The organism is Streptacidiphilus pinicola (genome assembly GCF_003258295.1).
Taxonomy (GTDB): Bacteria; Actinomycetota; Actinomycetes; order Streptomycetales; family Streptomycetaceae; genus Streptacidiphilus; species Streptacidiphilus pinicola.
In genome coordinates this window covers 59,881-78,728 of record NZ_QKYN01000008.1, presented here as the reverse complement: position 1 = coordinate 78,728, position 18,848 = coordinate 59,881, and the positions used below count along the sequence as shown (strand labels likewise).

General features: G+C 71.9%; 14 protein-coding genes. 4 read left to right on the top strand and 10 right to left on the bottom strand.

Annotated elements, in window-relative coordinates:
- Window positions 1–54: 54 nt before the first annotated feature.
- The gene (locus DN069_RS01790) at window positions 55–489 is read left to right on the top strand and encodes a CBS domain-containing protein (protein ID WP_111498902.1); all 435 of its coding nucleotides are present in this window, start codon (window positions 55–57) and stop codon (window positions 487–489) included.
- A 70-nt stretch (window positions 490–559) separates the two neighbouring features.
- On the opposite strand, the gene DN069_RS01785 is transcribed toward DN069_RS01790, so the two are convergent.
- From DN069_RS01785 to DN069_RS01770, 4 genes are all read right to left on the bottom strand, one after another.
- Window positions 560–1,594 (bottom strand): LacI family DNA-binding transcriptional regulator, encoded by a 1,035-nt coding sequence (locus DN069_RS01785; RefSeq protein WP_111498901.1) that lies wholly within the window; start codon window positions 1,592–1,594, stop codon window positions 560–562.
- A 46-nt stretch (window positions 1,595–1,640) separates the two neighbouring features.
- Window positions 1,641–2,453, bottom strand: a complete 813-nt coding sequence (locus tag DN069_RS01780; RefSeq protein WP_424556238.1) for a carbohydrate ABC transporter permease — start codon at window positions 2,451–2,453, stop codon at window positions 1,641–1,643.
- A 74-nt stretch (window positions 2,454–2,527) separates the two neighbouring features.
- Window positions 2,528–3,436 (bottom strand): carbohydrate ABC transporter permease, encoded by a 909-nt coding sequence (locus tag DN069_RS01775; RefSeq protein WP_111498899.1) that lies wholly within the window; start codon window positions 3,434–3,436, stop codon window positions 2,528–2,530.
- A gap of 78 nt (window positions 3,437–3,514) precedes the next feature.
- A complete protein-coding gene (locus DN069_RS01770) occupies window positions 3,515–4,837 on the bottom strand; it encodes an ABC transporter substrate-binding protein (RefSeq protein WP_424556233.1) in 1,323 nt (440 codons plus the stop codon).
- A gap of 244 nt (window positions 4,838–5,081) precedes the next feature.
- On the opposite strand from DN069_RS01770, the gene DN069_RS01765 reads away from it, so the two are divergent.
- Both DN069_RS01765 and DN069_RS01760 read left to right on the top strand, forming a co-directional pair.
- Window positions 5,082–7,115 (top strand): beta-galactosidase, encoded by a 2,034-nt coding sequence (locus DN069_RS01765; protein WP_111498898.1) that lies wholly within the window; start codon window positions 5,082–5,084, stop codon window positions 7,113–7,115.
- An 89-nt stretch (window positions 7,116–7,204) separates the two neighbouring features.
- A complete protein-coding gene (locus DN069_RS01760; protein WP_111498897.1) occupies window positions 7,205–8,770 on the top strand; it encodes a glycosyl hydrolase 53 family protein in 1,566 nt (521 codons plus the stop codon).
- A 19-nt stretch (window positions 8,771–8,789) separates the two neighbouring features.
- Here DN069_RS01760 and DN069_RS01755 read toward each other — a convergent pair whose 3' ends face one another.
- From DN069_RS01755 to DN069_RS01745, 3 genes are all read right to left on the bottom strand, one after another.
- A complete protein-coding gene (locus tag DN069_RS01755) occupies window positions 8,790–11,678 on the bottom strand; it encodes a helix-turn-helix transcriptional regulator (protein WP_243638832.1) in 2,889 nt (962 codons plus the stop codon).
- 116 nt (window positions 11,679–11,794) lie between these two features.
- Window positions 11,795–12,319: an ATP-binding protein gene (locus tag DN069_RS01750; protein ID WP_111498895.1), complete on the bottom strand. Its 525-nt coding sequence runs from the start codon at window positions 12,317–12,319 to the stop codon at window positions 11,795–11,797.
- Window positions 12,320–12,589: 270 nt separating this feature from the next.
- Entirely contained in the window at window positions 12,590–13,399 is an 810-nt protein-coding gene (locus DN069_RS01745; protein ID WP_165845334.1) for a polysaccharide deacetylase family protein, read from the bottom strand.
- 218 nt (window positions 13,400–13,617) lie between these two features.
- Here DN069_RS01745 and DN069_RS01740 point away from each other — a divergent pair, with 218 nt between their 5' ends.
- A complete protein-coding gene (locus tag DN069_RS01740; RefSeq protein WP_207892018.1) occupies window positions 13,618–14,361 on the top strand; it encodes a methyltransferase domain-containing protein in 744 nt (247 codons plus the stop codon).
- Window positions 14,362–14,420: 59 nt separating this feature from the next.
- Here the strand turns inward: DN069_RS01740 and DN069_RS40820 are convergent, their stop codons facing one another.
- The 3 genes from DN069_RS40820 to DN069_RS01725 form a co-directional block, all read right to left on the bottom strand.
- Window positions 14,421–15,692, bottom strand: a complete 1,272-nt coding sequence (locus tag DN069_RS40820) for an RICIN domain-containing protein (protein WP_111498894.1) — start codon at window positions 15,690–15,692, stop codon at window positions 14,421–14,423.
- Between the two features lie 187 nt (window positions 15,693–15,879).
- Window positions 15,880–17,562: an MOSC domain-containing protein gene (locus tag DN069_RS01730; RefSeq protein WP_341538429.1), complete on the bottom strand. Its 1,683-nt coding sequence runs from the start codon at window positions 17,560–17,562 to the stop codon at window positions 15,880–15,882.
- A 193-nt stretch (window positions 17,563–17,755) separates the two neighbouring features.
- A complete protein-coding gene (locus DN069_RS01725) occupies window positions 17,756–18,844 on the bottom strand; it encodes an NADH:flavin oxidoreductase/NADH oxidase (RefSeq protein WP_111498892.1) in 1,089 nt (362 codons plus the stop codon).
- Between the last annotated feature and the right edge of the window lie 4 nt (window positions 18,845–18,848).

Here is an 18,848-nt window from a genome sequence, read left to right as displayed (position 1 = left end):
CGACCGCACCCGAGCGGTGGAACGGTTCGGCGAGCCGGCCTTTGGAGGGCTTGGATGACCACGGCACGCGATGTGATGCACGCGGGCGCGTTCTGCGTCGGTGAGAACGAGTCCCTGCTCGACGCGGCGCGCATGATGCGCGACCACGGTGTGGGCGCACTCCCGATCTGCGGACAGGACCAGAAGCTCAAGGGCATCATCACCGACCGCGACATCGTGGTGCGGTGTCTGGCCGAGGGCAAGGACCCCGGCTCGATGAAGGCGCACGAACTCGCCGGGCACCTGCACTGCGTGCGGGCGGACGACGACATGGACACCGTGCTGCGCAAGATGGAGCAACACCAGATCCGCCGCATCCCGGTGATCGACGGCGAGCGTCTGGTCGGCGTGATCAGCGAGGTCGACCTGGCGACCGGCCACCGGGAGGGTCAGCGCCTGACCGATCAGCAGATCCTGGAGTTCATGGACAAGATGTACATGAAGGCCTGACGCCTCATCCGGCGAAGCGCCTGCTCCGGTCCGGTCGGCCGTCGGCGCCGACCGGACGTCGCCGCGTCCCCTACGCCGACTCGCGCCGGACCAGCTCCGTCGGCAGGATCACCGAAGCCGGGGGGCGGCCCGCGATCAGGTCCAGCAGGACCCGGACCATCTCGCCGCTGATGCGTTCCCACGGCTGACGGACCGTCGTCAGCGCGGGACGCGTGGACGCGGCGACCGTCGAGTCGTCGAAGCCGCCGACTGCGACGTCCTGCGGAACGCGGCGGCCCGCGTGGTCCAGGGCGGCGAGGGCGCCGTCGGCCATCAGGTCGGAGGCGACGAAGACCGCGTCCAGATCGGGGGCCCGGTCCAACAGCGCGACCATGCCCGCCGATCCGCTCGCGCGGCTGTAGTCGCCCTCGACCACCAGGGCCGGGTCGTAGCCGAGGCTCGCCTCGGCCAGCATCTCGCGGTAGCCGGAGAGGCGGTCCACGCCGCCGGGGGTGTCCAGCGGGCCGGTGATGGTGGCGATCCGGCGCCGCCCGGTCGCCACCAGGTGACGTACGAGCTGCCGCGCGCCCTCGCGGTCGTCGGCCGCGACGTACGGGGTGGCCGTCGCGTGGCCCAGCGGCTTGCCGCAGGCGACGACGGGCATCCGGGCCTCCTGCAGCAGCTCGACCATCGGGTTGCCCGAGTGGGAGGAGACCAGCAGCACCCCGTCGACGTGGCCGGAGGTGATGTAGCGCCCTATCCGACGCCGCTCCTCCTCGGTCCCCGCGATCATCAGCAGCAGCGGGATGTCGTGCTCCGCCAGCGCGGCGGTGCAGCCGCGCAGCAGGTGGCCGAAGTTCGGGTCCTCGAAGAACCGGTCCTGCGGCTCCGTCAGCAGGAAGGCCACCGAGTCCGAGCGCTGGGTGACCAGGCTGCGGGCGTGCCGGTTGACGACGTAACCAGTCTTCTTGATCGCCGCGTTGACCGCCTTCAGCGCCTCGGGGCTGACGTTGTGGCCGCCCTGGAGCACGCGGGAGACCGTGCCGCGCGATATCCCCGCCTCGCGCGCGACGTCGTGGATCGTCGGCGGGCGGCGGCGGCCGGAGCTGGCCTCGGGATCACTCATGGACGGCTTTCTGACGAGAGGTCGGACGTGGCGGCGGGAGCGCTGCTCAGGACTTTACGGCCCCCGAGAGCAGATCGAGGCGCCAGAACCGCTGGAGCGAGAGGAACAGCGCGATCAGCGGCAGCACCGACAGCAGCGCGCCCGTGATGACCAGCGTGTACAGCGCGGGCGCGTTCGCGCCCTGCAGCAGCAGCGTGTAGAGGCCGACGGTGACCGGGAACTTGTGGTCGTCGCCGAGCATCACGAAGGGCAGCAGGAAGTTGTTCCAGATGGCCACGAACTGGAAGAGGAAGACGGTGATCAGGCCCGGCGCCATCATGGGCAGCGCGACCGAGCGGAACAGCCGCCACTCGGAGGTGCCGTCCATCCGGCCCGCCTCCAGCACGTCGTCGGGGATGGCGCCGGCGGCGTAGATGCGGGCGAGGTAGATGCCGTAGGGGCTGATGACGCTGGGCAGCAGGACCGACCAGTAGGAGTCGGCCAGCCCGGCCTTGGCGAAGAGCAGGTACTGGGGCACGGCCAGCACGACCGGCGGCATCAGTACGCCCGCGAGCAGGATGTTGAAGATCGCGGCGCGGCCCGCGAAGCGGTACTTGGCCAGCGCGTAGCCGGTGACGCCGGAGAGCAGCGCGGACAGCGCGCCGCCGACCCCGGCGTAGAGGGCGGAGTTGAGCATCCACTGCCAGAACTCGCCGCCGCGGTACGCGGAGAGCTGGTGCAGGTTGGTGAACAGCCCGCTGCCGGGCAGCAGCGTGAAGGTGGAGAAGAGCTGGTCGATGCTCTTGGTGGAGGCGATCAGCACCCACAGCACCGGGAAGAGCGTGTAGACGGCGCCGGCGAGCAGGCCGAGCGTGGGGATCCAGCCGCCCTTGCGCCTCTGCTTCGCGGCGGTGACGGGTGCGACGGCGCGGGTTCGCTCCGCGGTGGTGATGGTCACGAGTTGTCCTCCCCGTAGGCACGGCGGCCGGCGAGCTTCAGGAAGCCGAAGGAGACGGCCAGGGTGACGAAGGCGATGACCACGGAGGTCGCCGACGCGGAGTAGATGTCGCCGCGCGTGAAGGCGTCGCGGTAGACCTTCATCAGCGGGCTCCACGTAGAGGAGATGCCGTTGGTCAGCGGCTTGAGGTTCATCGGCTCGGCGAACACCTGGAGCGTCGCGATGAGCGAGAAGAAGAAGGTGAGCACCAGCGACGGCAGCACCATCGGGATCTTGATCCGCAGCGCGATCTGGAACTCGCTCGCGCCGTCGAGGCGCGCGGCCTCGTAGAGCTCGGCCGGGATGGACCGCAGCGAGGTATAGATGACGATCATGTTGAAGCCGGTGCCGCCCCAGATGGCGATGTTGGCCAGCGCCACGTACATGCCGTTGCCCTGGAGCAGTTGCGGGCCGCTCATGCCCAGTTGGTGCAGCACGTAGTAACCGGGGCTGGTGGTCGGCAGGTAGAGGAAGCCCCACAGCAGCGTGGCGACCACGCCGGGGACGGCGTAGGGCAGGAAGATCGCGATCCGGGAGAACGCGCGCAGGCGCGTCCGGTCCGCGTCCAGCAGCAGCCCGAACACGAGGGCCAGGCCGAGCATGACCGGCACCAGCAGGCCGCCGTAGACCAGGACCCGGCCGGCCCCCGCCAGCAGTTCGTGGTCGCGGAGCGCGGCGCTGTAGTTGGCCAGGCCCGCCCAGCGCTCGGCACGCGCGCCGGGGCCGAGTCCGAGGCCGGTGATGCGCATCTCGCGCAGGCTGAGGTAGAGGGCGTAGCCGATGGGCACCGCCAGCAGCAGCGTGAACGCGGTGACGGCGGGAGCGATGAAGAGATAGGGCGCGCTGCGGACGCGGCGAGCGGCCATGCGGGTCTCCGTTTACAGGTCTGGGCCGAACCCCGGGCGCGGCGCAGGGCGCCCGGGGCGAGGAGTGCTGACGAGCGGTCAGCCGGAGACGGTGAAGCCCTGGGTCTTCATGTCGGCGAGGGTGGTCTGCTGGACGGTGTTCAGCGCGGTGAGGAAGTCGGTCCTGTTCTGTGCGGCCTTGCCGAAGGCGTCCTTGAAGGCGCTGTATGCGGTGTTGACGTTCGGACCCCACGCAGCGGGCGCGGTGGTCGCGGCGATCTTCGCGGCCTGGGTGTAGAAGTCGGGCTGGTTGCTGAGGTAGTCCGGCGCGGTGGCCAGCGCGCCGCCCGTCTGGGCGTCGGTCGCGGCCGGGTAGACGTAGGAGTCCTTGACCAGCGCGGCGACGGCCTGCGGGTCGGTGTTGAGCCAGAGCGCGAACTGCGCGGCGGCGGCCTTGTTCTTCGAGTCGGCGCTGACCGCCGTGGAGGAGCCGCCCCAACTGCCGGTGACGTTCTGGCCGGCGGTCCACTGCGGCAGCGGCGCCATCGCCCACTTGCCCTTGCCCGACGGGGCGCTGCTGCTCAGCACGCCCGGCGCCCAGACGGCGCTGACCCAGGCGATCTGGGTGCCGTCGTCCAGCGCCTTGCTCCACGCGGGGGTGTACATCGGCTGGTTGTCGATCGCGCCCTCCTTGACCAGGCCGCCCCAGAAGCTCGCGACCTTCTGCGTGGCGGCGTCGTCGAGGGAGACCTTCCAGCTGCTGCCGGAGGTGGTCCACCACTGCGCGCCGGCCTGCTGGGCGAGGCCGGCGAAGAGACCGGCGTCGTTGGCGGAGAAGGTGGTCAGGTACTTACTGCTGTCCTCGGCGCGCAGCTTCTCGGCGTCGGCCTTGAACTGGTCCCAGGTGGTGGGGACGGTCAGGCCGTACTTCTTGAAGAGGTCGGTGCGGTAGTAGAACATCAGCGGCCCGCTGTCCTGCGGGATCGCGTAGACGGCGTTGGTGCCGAGGGTGACCTGCTTCCAGATGCCCGACGCGAACGTGGACGCGGCTGAGCCGTCCTGGGCCGAGATGTCGGCGAGCACGTTGTTGCTGACCAGCGTGGGCAGGGCCTGGTACTCGGCCTGGACCAGGTCGGGGGCGCTGCCCGCCTTCGACGCGGTGATGACCTTGGTGAGCAGGTCGTCGCCCTGGGCCTGCTTCTCGACGGTGACCTGGATGTTCGGGTGGGACTTGTTCCACAGGGACACGACCTGGTCGAGTCCGGGCGCCCAGGCCCAGTAGGTCAGGTGGACCGGGCCGGAGGAAGAGGCCGCGGAGCTCGCGGATCCGCTGCTACCGCAGCCGGCGACGAGCATGGCGGCGACGGCCGCGGAGGTGAGGCCGAGGGCGAGGCGGAGGCCTCTGGGGGCATCGGAAAACATGGGTTCTCCCACGGATGAACAGCACGGTCGCTGTGAACGTTCACAGTACGGAAACCGCCATGACATCTGTCAAGACTTGTTGCCGAGCGGTTATCTGTGGGCTCCCACAGCCGGAATATCCATGAAATACCAGCTCAAATAGGATGTAAGGTCGCGCAGATTCCAACAACTTCCCACTTGCCAGAACACGATCTCGGTCCACTACGGTGTGCACGTTCACAGAAGCGCAACGCAGGAGACGCCGATGCCGTCCGCCCCCCGCCTCGCGTTCGGCGGTGACTACAACCCCGAGCAGTGGCCCGAGCACGTCTGGGCCGAGGACATGGACCTCATGCGCGAGGCGGGCGTCACCATGGTCAGCGTCGGGATCTTCTCCTGGGCGCTGCTCGAGCCCGAGCCCGGCGTGCACGACTTCGGCTGGCTGGACCGGCTGCTGGCGCTGCTGCACGAGCACGGCATCGCCGCCGACCTGGGCACCCCGACCGTCGTCCCGCCCGCCTGGTTCTACCAGCGCCACCCCGAGGCGCTGCCGGTCACCAACGACGGACAGCGCCTCGCCTTCGGCGGCCGGGCCGCGATCTGCCACAGCTCCCCCGCCTACCGCGCCGCGATCACCGGCATCACCACGGCGCTCGCCCAGCGCTACGCGGACCATCCGGCGCTGGCGATGTGGCACGTCCACAACGAGTACGGCGCGCCCGTCTCCGCCTGCTACTGCGACACCTCCGCAGCCGACTTCCGCCGCTGGCTGCGCGCCCACCACGGCGAGGGTGCGGACGGGCTAGCCCGGCTCAACGAGGCCTGGGGCACCACCTTCTGGGGCCAGCGCTACACCGACTGGACCCAGATCGGCGCGCCGCTGCGCACCCCCACCGCCGGGAACCCGGGCCAGCAGCTGGACTTCGCCCGCTTCTCCTCGGACGCGATGCTCGCCAACTTCACCACCGAGCGCGACATCCTGCACCGTCTCTCCCCCGGCACGCCCGTCACGACCAACTTCATGACGGCGCTGAGCCAGTGCAGCAGCGTCGACTACTGGAAGTGGGGCGGCGAGGTCGATCTGGTCACCAACGACCACTACCTGGTCGCCGAGGCCGCGCGCACCCACGTCAACCTGGCCATGTCCGCGGACCTCACCCGTTCCGTGGCCGGCGGCGCGCCCTGGCTGCTGCTGGAGCACTCGACCGGGGCGGTCAACTGGCAGCCGCGCAACGTCGCCAAGCGGCCCGGCGAACTGGGCCGCAACAGCCTGGCCCACGTCGCGCGCGGCTCCGACGGCGCGATGTTCTTCCAGTGGCGGGCCTCCCGCTACGGCGCGGAGAAGTTCCACTCCTCGATGCTGCCGCACGCCGGGACGGAGAGCCGGATCTGGCGCGAGGTCAAGCGGCTGGGCGCGGACCTGCTCCGCCTCGGCGAGGTCGCGGGCACCCGCACGGTCGCCGACGTGGCCGTGCTGTGGGACTGGCAGTCCTGGTGGGCGCAGTCGCTGGAGTGGCGTCCGAGCGTCGACCACCGCGCGGACGAACGCGCCGACGCCTGCTACGAGGCCCTGTACGACCGACACCTGACGGTCGACTTCGCCCACCCCGAGGCCGACCTCTCCGCCTACCCGCTGGTCGTCGTCCCCGCGCTCTACCTGGCCACCGCCGCGGCCGGAGCGAACCTGACCCGCTACGTGGAGAACGGCGGCACGCTGGTCGTCTCCTACTTCTCCGGCATCGTCGACGAGCACGACACCGTCCACCCCGGCCCGCACCCCGGCGTGCTGCGGGACGTCCTCGGCCTCACCGTCGAGGAGTTCCTGCCGCTGCGCGCCGGTGAGACGGTCACGCTCGGCGGCGACGCCGGACGCACCGGCGGCGCGCGGCTGACCGGTGAGGTGTGGGCCGAGTCCGTCGTCACGCAGGGCGCGGAGACGGTCTGGCACTACGCCGACGGCCCGGCCGCGGGCGGACCCGCCGTCACCCGCAACCTGCGCGGCGCCGGCGCCGCCTGGTACCTCTCCACCCGCCTCTCCCCCGCGCAGCTCGGCGAGGTCCTCGCCCTGGCCTGCGCCGACGCCCGCCTGCCCGACCGCGCGGAGCATCCGCGCGACGTCGAGGTGGTGCTGCGGGAGGGCCCCGAAGCCGCGTACCTGTTCGCCGTGAACCACAACCCCGTCGACGCCAAGGTGCCGCTCTCCCGACCCGGCACCGAGCTGCTGACCGACGAGCGCGTGGCCGGACGCCTGGGCGTCCCGGCGGGCGGTGTACGCGTGGTGCGCCTGGACCCCCGTTGACCCGGGCGCACCGCTGCCCCGGTGACGTGCTGAGGGTCACGTCGCCGGGGCCATCCCACCCCATCCCAACGTCAGAGAGGACGTTGACGATGCGCCATCTGATGGCCCGCACCACCGCACGCGCCGCCGCCGTCTCGCTGCTCGCCTCCGCCGCGCTCCTCGCGGCACCCGCCGCGCACGCGGCGGGCACCGTCACCAACGGCGGGTTCGAGGCGGACGCCAAGGGCACGGCCACACCGACCGGTTGGAGCACGAGCGGGGCCTCGGCCGCCTCCTACACCGAGTCCGGCGGCCACTCCGGCAGCTACCGCCTCACCCACTGGTCCGCGAGCGCCTACAAGGTGACCACCTTTCAGACGCTGACGGGCCTGGCCAACGGCAGCTACACGCTCACCGCCTGGGTCCGCTCCAGCGGCGGCCAGAACACCGACACCGTCGGCCTGATCGGCTGCGGCGGCAGTGACAGGCAGACTTCCGTCCCGCCCACCGCCGACGGCAACTGGGTGCGGATCGTCGTCTCCACGACGGTCAGCAACGGCCAGTGCACCATCGGTCTGTACTCGGACGCCAACGCCGGCAACTGGACCAACTACGACGACATCAGCCTTGCCTCCGGCTACGCCTCGCTGCCGATCCGCGGCGGCGACGTCTCCAGCCTGGAACGCGGCCAGGAGAAGGGCGGGGTCTACTACGACAGCAGCGGCACCCAGCAGACCGCGCTGACGGTGCTCGGCAACGCGGGCATGAACTACGCCCGGCTGCGCGTCTGGGTGAACCCGGCGGACGGGTTCGACGACGAGACCGAGCTGCTGGCGATGGCCAGGCAGGTCAAGGCCAAGGGCATGGGCCTGCTGCTGGACCTGCACTACTCCGACACCTGGGCCGACCCGGGCCACCAGACCGTCCCCGCCGCATGGGCGGGCGACAGCCTCTCGCAGCTGGAGACGCAGGTGACCGCCTACTCCCGGCAGGTCGTCGGCGACCTCGTCGCCCAGGGCACCGCACCGGACATGGTGCAGGTCGGCAACGAGATCAACGCGGGCATGCTCTGGTCGCTCGGCTCCACCTCGAACTGGGGCCAGTTCGCCGCGCTGCTGAAGGCCGGCATCAGCGGCGTGAAGGCGGCGGCCCCCAATACAAAGATCATGCTGCACATCGCCGACGGCGCCGCTGACGCGACCGCCAAGGCGTGGTACCAGAACGCGGTGAACGAGGGCGTGCCGTTCGACGTGATCGGGCTGTCCTACTACGACTACTGGCACGGCCCGCTGGACCAGCTGCAGACCACGCTGGACGACCTGGCGGCGACCTTCAGGAAGCCGGTGGTCGTGGCCGAGACCGCGTACCCGTGGACGATGGCCAACGGCGACTCGGAGACCAACTCCGTCACCTCGTCCAACACCACCCTGGACGCCGGCTACGCGGCCACCCCGGCCGGCCAGGCGGCGAACTTCCGCGACGTCCAGTCGGTCGTCCAGGCGGTCCCGAACGGGATGGGCTGGGGCGCGTTCTACTGGGAACCGACGTGGACCGTCGTGGCGGGCAACGGCTGGGACCCGACGAACGCGTCCTCCGGCGACGGCTGGGAGAACCAGGCGATGTTCGACTTCTCCGACAAAGCCCTGCCCGTCGTGAACGACTACGCGGCGCGCTAGGTCGGGACCGGGCTCAGGTTCAGTCGTCCGGGCTGGTGAGGGCGCTGGCGACAGCCCTGCGGGTGGTGCCGAGCTTCTTCAGGACGCTGGCGACATGCTGCTCGACCGTGCGGGGGGAGACGAACAGGGCCTCGGCGATGTCCTGGTTGGTCGCTCCGGTGGCGAGCAGTTCGGCGACCTGTCGTTCGCGCGGGGACAGCTCGCCACCGTAGCCGCGGCGGCCGCGGGCGCCGGGGCGGTCCAGGCCGAGGTCGCGCAGGGCCTGTTGGCATCGTGCCGCGTCCGCGGTGGCGCGCAGCGCGTGGTAGGCGTCCAGGGCCTGCCCGAGCCGCTCGGCGGCGTCCTCGGGGCGGTCGCCGCCGAGCGCGCGTCCGCCGCGTTCGGCGGCGCGCGCGGCGTCGTAGGGTCGGCCGATCTCCTCCCACGACTGCCGGCCGCGCTCGAAGTGCTCGGCCGCACGGGCCGGCCGCGCCGAGCCGCTGACGAGCGCCAGGATCCCTTGGGCGCAGGCGAGTTCGGCACGGGCGCCGGGTGCGTCCCGGTGGGCGAGTTCGCGCTCCGCGTCCGCGACCAGCTGCCGGGCGGCCCGGCCCTCGTCGCAGCCGAGCGCGGCCTCGACCGCGACGGGGACCAGACCGGTGGCCCTGGCCCACGCCGCGGCCTCGCGCAGCACGGCCACCGCCGGGGAGGCGACGGCCCAGGCGTCCCGCGGCGCACGCTGGAGCAACCGCAGTTCGGCCAGGCCCGTGGCGGCCCGCAGCGCCACGGTCACCTGCGAGCTGCGTTCCCCGGAGGCCGCGGCGGCGGTGAACTGCTCCAAGGCGCGCGTCCGCTGGCCGCGAGCGATGGCCAACGTCCCCAGCATCAGGGCTTGTTCCTCGTCGAACATGGCGATCTCGGGGAACTCCGCGCCGAGCTCGGCGACGCGGTCCGCGAGACCGTCCCAGTGGCCCGCCAGCGCGTCCAGGCGCAGCAGCGCGATCCGGCTGTAGCACTCCAGGTGCGGGATCCAGGCGCGGTGGGCCAGGTCGCGGCTCTCCGCGAGCAGTCGGGCGGCGCGCCGGTCGTGGCCGAGTTCGACAGCGATCTCGCCGACGTTGTAGAGCGCGCGCGTGGTCTGCCGAAGGACCTCGACGTCCGCGGCCTCGCGCGGCAGCCGGTCCAACTGCGCCCAGACGTCCGGGTCTCCGTCCCGGGCCAGCAGGCTCAGGCCCGTCGCCCGCACGGTGGCCCTGATCGCCTCGTTGCCGCTGTCGGCGACGCTCCGCTCGGCCCGATCCAGCCAGGCCCTGCCCCGTGCCCCGGCGCCGTCGCGCTCGTTCATGGCCATGGCGACCATTGCCCGGGCGGCGCGCTCCGGCTTCTCGGCCGCCAGCTCCTCCACACAGGCCTCGAGTTCGCGGTAGCCGGCGCGGTCTCCCGCGTGGTTGACCATCAGCAGTCCGAGCGCGAGCCGGATCTCCCCGCGGGTCGCGGTGGGCAGTTGCGGGTCGGCGAGGATGCGGCGCAGGACGGTGGCGTTGCGGGTGTGGTCGGCGCCGTTGACGGCGATGCGTCCGAGCGCGAGTGCGGCGCGCGAGCGCAGGTCGCCGTCCAGGTGCGGCTGTTCCAGGATGCGGTGGAGCAGTCCGGCGGCGGTGCCGGCGTCGCCGAGGGCGATGGCCTGGTCCACGGCCCGCTCCGCGCGGCGGAACCAGCCCTCGCGGTCCCCCAGGGCGAGGGTGTGGTGGGCGATCTGCACGAGCGGGGCCGGGTTCTGCCCCTCCAGTTCCTCGATGGCCCGCTGGTGCAGCCGGGTGCGGTGCGGGCCGGGGACGTGGCGGTAGGCGACCTGCTGCGCCAGGACGTGGCGGAAGAGGTAGCGCCCGCCGTCGGCCTCGCCGAGGACCGCTGCCCGCACGGCCTCGACGAGCCCACGGGCGCCTTCGTCGGGGTCCAGGCCCGCGAGCCGGGTGAGCAGGGGCTCCTGGGCCGGGACGGCGAGCACCGCGGCCGCGTCCACGATCGCGGTGGCGGGTGGCGACAGGGCCGCCAGGCGCTCGATGACCGCCTCGCGCAGCCCACGCGGCACGCCCGCGCGCTCCAGTTCCGCCCGGACGTCGCCGAGCGGCTGGTGGCGGCCGTGCTCGCGCAGGGTGAGCAGGTCCTCCTCGGCCACCAGCGGCAGGCCCTCGCTGCGCTCGTACAGGGCTCCGCCCAGTTCGGCCGTGGCTTGCGCGCCGAGCGCCGCGACGGCCAGTTCCTGGACGTCGTGCCGGGACAGCCGGGTGAGCCTGATGACCGTGCCGTTCGTGCCGGGCGGCCTGCGGTAGGCGGCGCCCAGGGCGCCGGTGTCCGGCGGCAGGTCCTCGGCCCGGTAGGTGAGGACCAGGCTGAGCTCCGCGGGCAGGTCGCGGGCGAGCAGCAGGAGCAGTTCCCGGGTGGCCTCGTCGGCCCAGTGCAGGTCCTCGACCAGGAGGACCGCAGGCCCGAGAGCGGTGAGGAAAGAGTGCACGCCCTGGACCAGCTGGTGCCTGCGGGCCTGGGCCCCCTCGGGCAGCGGCGGTGGCGGCGGGAGCCGGTGGGCCAGGTCGGGCAGCAGCGGCGCCAGGGCGCCGGCCGTCGGCGCCACGCCGCCCGCGGGCAGCCATCGCCCCGCCCCGCGCAGGGCGTCCACGAGCGGGCCGTAGGGGAACGGCTCCCGCAGCGGGTGGCAGAACCCGGTCAGGACGGGCCGGCCCTCGGCGGCCAGCACGGCGACGGCCTCGTGCGCCAGGCGGGACTTGCCGATCCCGGCCTCGCCCTCGATCAGGACCGCCGCGGGCGGGGTGCGGGCCGCGGCCAGCAGCAGACTCAGCTCACGCTGCCGGCCCACGAACGCGAAGCCACCGCCGCCGGCCGCGGCGCTCTGGTCGAGCACACGTGCCACGCGATCACCTTCCCTGGCTGCCCACGCTAGATCGGCCCAGGGTCGGCGGCAAACGAGGGGCGGGGCCGGGACGGACCGGCTCGCGGGGAAGGCGCGGGGGGTGCCCGGCGCACGCGTCAAGGCGTCGCGGCACAGACCCGCACCCGTGGCTGGAGCGGGTCGGTCAGGGGGTGTGCGGCCGCCTTCGGCGGGAGGCGCAGCTCGGCCGTCACCGTGGTGCCGCTGCGCGAGACCTGGACGGCGCAGCTCGCGGCGTACGCCTCGACCAGCAGGAGGCCGCGTCCTCCGCAGAGCGGGCCGGGCTCGCGGGCACCGGGCTCGGAAGCGGGCGGGGCCGTCGGGCGTCGCCACCTGCCCGTGTCGCTGACCTGCACGGTCAGATCTCCGTCGGCGACGCAGAGCAGCAGCGTGACGTCGGGGCTTCCGCTGTGCCGCACCGCGTTGGTGACGAGTTCGGTCACGATCAGGGCCAGTGCCTCGGCGACGTCGTCGAGCAGTCCGCAACGCCTGGCGGTACGAACCGCGAACCGGCGCAGGGCGGGCACGGAGGCGGCGACGGCGGGCATCACACAGGCGGTGGAGTGCCGGTAGTCGCCCCTCCGGCAGGCGCGGCGGGGGCCGACGACGAGTGTGGCATCCATTCGGGCTCCTGAGCTGGGGGAATACGGCCACTACCGTCAACGGTCGGTCCCCGCCCCCGCGCGAACAATAGGGGTCGCCCAAGTTACGGATACGTGCTTAAAGGGGTGGAAACGGGCCTGCCGCCACGAGGTGTGTCCACCGCCCCGCCGTCGCGGCCGCCCCTCGCACAGCTGAGCCTGGGCCACGTACTCACCCGCACCGAGCGTCAGCGAGCCGGGGGTGCCGCCGTGGGTGAGGGTGGTGCCGTCGGCGACCCCCTCACTGGGCCGTCAGGGCGTGACGAAGTGGTAGCCCGCGTCGAGCAGCCGGGGCAGGACTGTCCGCAGCGCGGCGACCGTCTCGGAGCGGTCTCCCCCGCCGTCGTGCTCCAGGATGATCGAGCCGGTGCGGGTCGTGCGAAGGATCGTGCGGACGATGGTCGTCACGCCCGGCCGGGACCAGTCCCGCGGGTCGACGGACCAGTCGAGCGGCCGCAGGTCGTGGGCGCGGCACTCCGTCAGCACGCGGCGTGACCAGGCGCCGTAGGGGGCACGGAAGAAGACGGGCTGGTGGCCCGCGACGCGGTCGAGGATCTCGCTGGTGCGCACGATCTCCTCGCGGACCGCGCTCGGGGTCACCCGGGTGAGGTCCGCGTGGGTCCAGGTGTGGTTGGCCAGCAGATGTCCGCGCGCGGCGACCTCGCGCACGAGCGCGGGATGGCGTGCGATCTGCTCGCCGATCTGGCAGAACGTCGCAGTGATCCCGTAGCGGTGCAGCAGCGCGAGGACCTGCGGGGTGTAGCGGGGGTCGGGGCCGTCGTCGATGGTGAGCGCGATCGCGTGCGGTCCCTTGTGGACGTAGAACTGCGGGCCGCGGTCGCTCGGCCCGTCGTCGTCCGGCAGGGCCGCGCCGACCGGGTGGGAGTCCCCCTGCCGCTCCGCCGAGACAGCCGGACCCGGCGGCCGCGAGGACGGAGCGGCCCGCAGCCCCATGGCCTCGGCCTGGGTGGGGGCTGCCGCACGGACGGTGATCAGCGTCATCCCGCCGAGCGAGAGGAGCGCGCGGCGGGAGGGGCCCGGGGATGTCGACAGGTCTGCCATGCCCCCTATCGCTACCCCGCCGCACGCCCCTCTCACCTCACCCGTTCGCCCGAGTCCCGGCGCGGTCCCGGGCCGTGGCCCGCGACCTGACATACGAGCGGAGCCGGAACTGTCGCCTCCCGTACGTTGGCAGGGATCCGAAGACAGAAGCGGTCCGCGACGGCGACCGGGCGGGTCGCCTCGCCGCGCGCCGGGATCTTCACCTCAACGGAGGCATCATGACAGTCAAGGACATCGCCAACTTCACCACCGTGGACGGGGCTCCGGACGCCCGCTGGTTCGTCGACTTCATGGACCTGGCGAACTCCGTCCCGGGCTACGACGAGATCCGGCGCACCCTGGCCCACACGCTCGGCGACCTCGCCGGCAAATCCGTGCTGGAGGTGGGTTGCGGCACCGGGGACGACGCCCGCGAACTGGCCGGACTGGTCGGCGAGAGCGGCAAGGTGGTGGCGACCGACCTGAGCGCCGCCATGCTCGACGAGGCCCGCCGCCGCGGCCCCGGCGAGCCCGCCCGGATCGAGTTCCGGTACGCCGACCTGGCGCATCTCCCCTTCGCCGACGACAGCTTCGACGGAGCACGGGCCAAGATGGTCCTGATGCACTGCGAGGAAATCGACACCGCGATCGACGAGCTGGTGCGGGTGACCCGGACGGGCGGGCGCATCGCCGCGTTCGACTTCGACTTCGACGCCACCATCGTGGACCATGCGGACCAGGTGATCACCCGTGCCCTGATGCGCTGCTACTCCGACGGCCACCGCAACAACTGGAGCGGCCGGCAGCTGGTCCGCCGCTTCCGTGAGCGCGACCTGGGCGACCTGGTCGTGGTGCCGCAGACCGTGCGGATCCCGTTCCGGTTCTTCCAGATGATGACCGCCGGTCGCCTCGCGGGCGAGCAGGAGGCGAACCGCCTCCCATTGTCGGTCGAGGAACTCGCCTCGTGGCGTCGAAGTCGCTGAACGCCGGCGTGTCCACCCCCGTTCCCGCCGCTGCCGGCCCGCTTCTCGGCGGCGAGGGGTCACTGCGCGGCGAAGTCCTGGTTGTCGCCGGTTCCGGACTTGCACGGCCACTGGTCGAACTGCACCCCGACGGTGCTCACGGCACCGGCCTGGTCCAGGCACAGGCCGCTGTTCTGGTTCTGGAACTGCCAGGTGCCGTCGGACTGTCGGATCGGCCGCCACAGGCCGTTGGCGGAGCCGTTCTGGGTGTACTGGACGACCTTCGCGCCCTGGGCCGTGGATGCGCCCTGGACCACCACGTCCGAGCCGCTGTTCTCGTTCTGCAGCTCGCCGTAGCCGTTCGCGACCGGGACGAACTGGAATTCCTGGTTCGCCGTGCCGGAGGTCTTGCACGTCCACTGGTCGATCACGGCGTTGTCCGCGGTGCTGTTGTTGTTCACGTCCGCGCACAGGCCGCTGTTCTGCACCACGAGTTGGTGGTAGCCGGTCGGGAAGCCGGTGCCGCCGCCACCGCCGCCACCGCCCGGTCCCGAGGAGCCGCCGGGGACGCCATACTGGTCCAGCGCGGAGAAGGTGACCGCGCCGCCGTCCGTGGAGGGGTTGTCCGAGAGGTCCTGCTGGTAGTCGCCCGCCTGGAAGTGCATGGTGTCGCCGATGAAGGAGTCGATGTTCGTGGCGTCGAGGCTGGAGGTCTGGCCGTTGTAGGTGACCGAGAAGGTCACCGTGTCGCCGTTGGCCTCGATGCTGTCCTGGAAGGTGGCTCCCAGCGGGATGCCACTCATCAGGACGTACTCCTGGGACTGGCCGTGGATGTATCCGTAGACCTTGCCCGACTGGTAGTGGAGCATCGCGAAGGGTGTCGTTCCCGTGGGGAACATCTGCCCGATGATGATGTCGTGGCTGTTGTCCGGCAGTTGCGTGACGGCCGCCGTCTCCTCGAGGCCCGCGGAGCCCTGGCCGAGGACGAAGGTGCCGGGGCCCCGCAGTTCGGTCCGGGCGTGCAGCGAGATGCCGAGCCGGGCTCCGTTCGCGGGCGCCCATAAGTGCAGCGCGCCACCGCTGTCCTGCGTCAGGTACGGCGGATAGAGGGTGGCCGGCGAGATCGTCATCGCGTCGCCCGACGTCCCTCCCGACGAGTCGACGGGAACCGCCAGGTTCCAGCCGGAGAGTGACACCGGGTCAGCCGCGGCCGCGGCTAACGGCCTTGCCGACGCCGACCCCGGCCCCGGCCCCGGCGCCGCAGCCACGGTGCCCGCCGAGGCAAGCAGGGCGGCCGTCCCACCCGCGAGTACCAGCGAGAGCCTGGGCCTTGAGCACACTTGCCTGATCATGATGCCTGCCTCCCCTTGGCATCCGTTTCATCGGATGCCCGAGTTGGATTTGATCCGCTTTGCCCTCCGATGGCGCAAGGAAACTGGCATGAAGATAGGATGAGTTCGAGGTCTGGTCAAGGTTCTTAACTTGAAATCCCCCGCGCCGCCGGTCGCGCCGTGGATCTTCCGCACCGGCTGTGACGCCTCACAGGTCCAGCACCACATCAGTCCGCGGCCGCGAGCAGCACAGCAGCACGTTGCCCGGTGCCGGTTCCTCCACCGGTTCCGGGCTGTAGACCACCGTGCCGGACAGGGTCGCCGTCTCGCAGTTGTGGCAGACCCCGGTCCGGCACGACCACCGCACCGGAACGTCACAGGCCTCGGCCAACTCCAGCAACGTCGGCCCGTCGGCCCTCCACGGCACGGTCAGCCCGCTGCGGCTGAACGACACCGTTGCCCGCACAGGACCGTCACCCTGACGGTCGGGCAGGTGCGGCGCGCGCTCCGAGCCACCGGCCACGACACCGGGAGTCATGCCGGCGGCCGCACCGAAGGCCTCCGTGCGCACACGCGCCGCGTCCAGGCCGCTGTCCGTCAGGACCTGCACCATGTCGTCCATGAAGGCCGCCGGCCCACACACGTACGCGGTGGCGTCCGAGGGTAGGTCGAGCGTCCTGATCAGGTCCGCGGACAGCCGTCCCGCATCGGTGTAGTCCTCGCCGATGCGGTCGGTGGGCAGTGGCCGGCTGAAGCAGACACGGACCCGGGCGTCGGAGAGCGTCCCCAGCAGATCCCGCACCTCTCCGGCGAACAGCACGTCGTCGCTGTTGCGCGCCCCGTGCAGCCACCACACGCGGCGTTGCGTCTGCAGCGCCGCAAGTCGGTGGAGCATCGCCAGGACCGGTGTGATACCCACCCCGGCAGATACCAGGACCACCGGTCCGGGGCCCTCGGCCAAGGTGAACACGCCTCGGGGCGCCGCGACCTCCAGTTCGAGACCCGCGATCGCGTGGTGGTGCAGCCAGCCACTTGCCGCGCCCCGGGGTTCCCGCTTCACGCTGATGCGGTAGTCGGCGGAGCCGGGCGCGCCGGAGAGGGAATAGGTCCGGATCAGGGGCCCGTCCGCGTCCTCCCGGGGAAGACGCAGCGTGATGAACTGCCCGGCCAACGCGGCGGGCAGCGCTGCACCGTCCAACGTCTGCAGCGTGTACGAGGACACGGTGTCGCTCTCGGCCTGGACCCGGGAGACGCGCAATCGCTGGAACCCGGTCCACGCCGGCGCTGGACTGGCCGCGGCCGCCGTGAGCCCTACGTTCCCGCCGCCTGCAGCGCTTTGAGCGCTCTCCAGCAGGGCCTCGAACGAGCCTTTCCATCCGGGGCTGAGCGCCTCGATCCGTAGCGCCCGCTCCACCTGGTCCTTGGGATGACCGGGCAGGTAGAGCAGGGCGTCGATCTCCGCGACGGTCATCGTCTCGGGCCCTGTCCCGAGCCGGACGATCTCGTCCCCGGCCTGCACGGTGCCCTCGGTCAGGACTCGGAAATAGAAGCCGGGCCTGCCGTGGGACACCAACAGTGCGGCCATGCGCGGCTCCTGCATCCGGAGCCCGACGCGGTAGCAGGTGACCCTCGGCTGCGTGACCTCGAACACCGCGCCACCGATGCGGTACCGGTCCCCGATGCACACCTCGTCGTCGGGGAGCCCGTCCACGGTGAAGTTCTCGCCGAACTGACCCATCACGAAGTCGTCGCGTCCCAGCTGCTCCTGCCAGTAGCGGTAGGAATCCAGCTGGTACACCATCACGGCCCGCTGCTCGCCTCCGTGTCCGGCCAGGTCGCCCTGTCCATCCCCCTCGATATTGAGTCTGCGCACCAGACGAGGGCCGGCCACGGGATGCTTCCAGACACCGGTATGCACGGTCCTGCCCTGCCATGCCACGTCTTGGGGCAGGCCGACGTTCACCGACACCAAGGTGGCCATCCGACCACCCCCGTTCAGCCGAGAGCAGTAACAGCTGTCAGGCTAGCCTGCCCAGCCGGCCACGCAATTCGGGACATCTACGCAGGCAGGCGTCCTTCCTTGGTCAGGCCCGCGCGTACTGGTCCAGCTTCGGGAGCTCGTGGCCGAGGGTGGCCGCGGCGTGGCGGGCCCAGTACGGGTCGCGGAGGAGTTCGCGGCCCAGCAGGACGGCGTCGGCGTCGCCGGAGGCGAGGATGGACTCCGCCTGGTGGGGGTCGGTGATCAAGCCGACCGCGGCGGAGGCGAGGCCCGCCTCGTTGCGGATGCGGGCGGCGAAGGGGACCTGGTAGTCGGGCCCGACCGGGATCCGGGCGTCCGGGACGTTGCCGCCCGTCGAGACGTCCACCAGGTCGACGCCGCGCGCCGCCAGCTCCTTGGCCAGCAGGACCGAGTCGTCGGCCGTCCAGCCGCCCACGTCCAGCCAGTCCGTCGCGGAGACGCGGAAGAAGACCGGCAGTTCGTCCGGCCACACCGCCCGGACCGCCTCGGTGACCTCCAGCGCGAAGCGCATCCGGTTCTGCACCGGCCCGCCGTAGGCGTCGGTGCGGTGGTTGGAGTAGGGCGAGAGGAACTCGTGCACGAGATACCCGTGTGCGCCGTGCACCTCGGCGACCTGGAAGCCCGCCGCCAGCGCCCGCTGCGCGGCCTCGGCGAAGCGGCGCACCACGAGCCCGATCTGCTCCACCGTCAGCTCCGCCGGAGCCGTCATCGCGCCGAAGGCGACGTCGCTCGGCCCGACCGTCGGCCACGCCAACGCGTGGCCGACGGGGAGCGAGCCGCCCGGGGTGTCCCACGGGCGCGCCGACGAGGCCTTGCGGCCCGCGTGCGCGAGCTGGATGCCGGGGACGGTACCCAGCTCGCGCAGGAACGCGGTGATCCTGCGGAACGCGGCGACCTGGTCGTCGTTCCAGATGCCCAGGTCCCACGGGCTGATCCGGCCCTCCGGGGTCACCGCCGTCGCCTCGGTGAGGATCAGGCCCGTACCGCCCACCGCGCGGGAGGCGAGGTGCTGGAAGTGCCATGGCCCCGGCACTCCCACGCCTTCATTGTTCGGCCCCTCGGCCGGGGCCGAGTACTGGCACATCGGCGCCATCCAGATCCGGTTGGGGGCGGTGACGTCGCGCAGGGCGAGGGGCTCGAACAGCAGGCTCATCGGG

Excerpts from the sequence above, each read along its gene's own strand:
- DN069_RS01790 (WP_111498902.1), top strand. The coding sequence starts at position 55 with ATGACCACGGCACGCGATGTGATGCACGCGGGCGCGTTCTGCGTCGGT.
- DN069_RS01765 (WP_111498898.1), top strand. The coding sequence starts at position 5,082 with ATGCCGTCCGCCCCCCGCCTCGCGTTCGGCGGTGACTACAACCCCGAG.
- DN069_RS01785 (WP_111498901.1), bottom strand. The coding sequence starts at position 1,594 with ATGAGTGATCCCGAGGCCAGCTCCGGCCGCCGCCGCCCGCCGACGATC.
- DN069_RS01775 (WP_111498899.1), bottom strand. The coding sequence starts at position 3,436 with ATGGCCGCTCGCCGCGTCCGCAGCGCGCCCTATCTCTTCATCGCTCCC.
- DN069_RS01745 (WP_165845334.1), bottom strand. The coding sequence starts at position 13,399 with ATGGCAGACCTGTCGACATCCCCGGGCCCCTCCCGCCGCGCGCTCCTC.
- DN069_RS01760 (WP_111498897.1), top strand. The coding sequence starts at position 7,205 with ATGCGCCATCTGATGGCCCGCACCACCGCACGCGCCGCCGCCGTCTCG.
- DN069_RS01770 (WP_424556233.1), bottom strand. The coding sequence starts at position 4,837 with ATGTTTTCCGATGCCCCCAGAGGCCTCCGCCTCGCCCTCGGCCTCACC.
- DN069_RS01750 (WP_111498895.1), bottom strand. The coding sequence starts at position 12,319 with ATGGATGCCACACTCGTCGTCGGCCCCCGCCGCGCCTGCCGGAGGGGC.
- DN069_RS01740 (WP_207892018.1), top strand. The coding sequence starts at position 13,618 with ATGACAGTCAAGGACATCGCCAACTTCACCACCGTGGACGGGGCTCCG.
- DN069_RS40820 (WP_111498894.1), bottom strand. The coding sequence starts at position 15,692 with ATGATCAGGCAAGTGTGCTCAAGGCCCAGGCTCTCGCTGGTACTCGCG.
- DN069_RS01725 (WP_111498892.1), bottom strand. The coding sequence starts at position 18,844 with ATGAGCCTGCTGTTCGAGCCCCTCGCCCTGCGCGACGTCACCGCCCCC.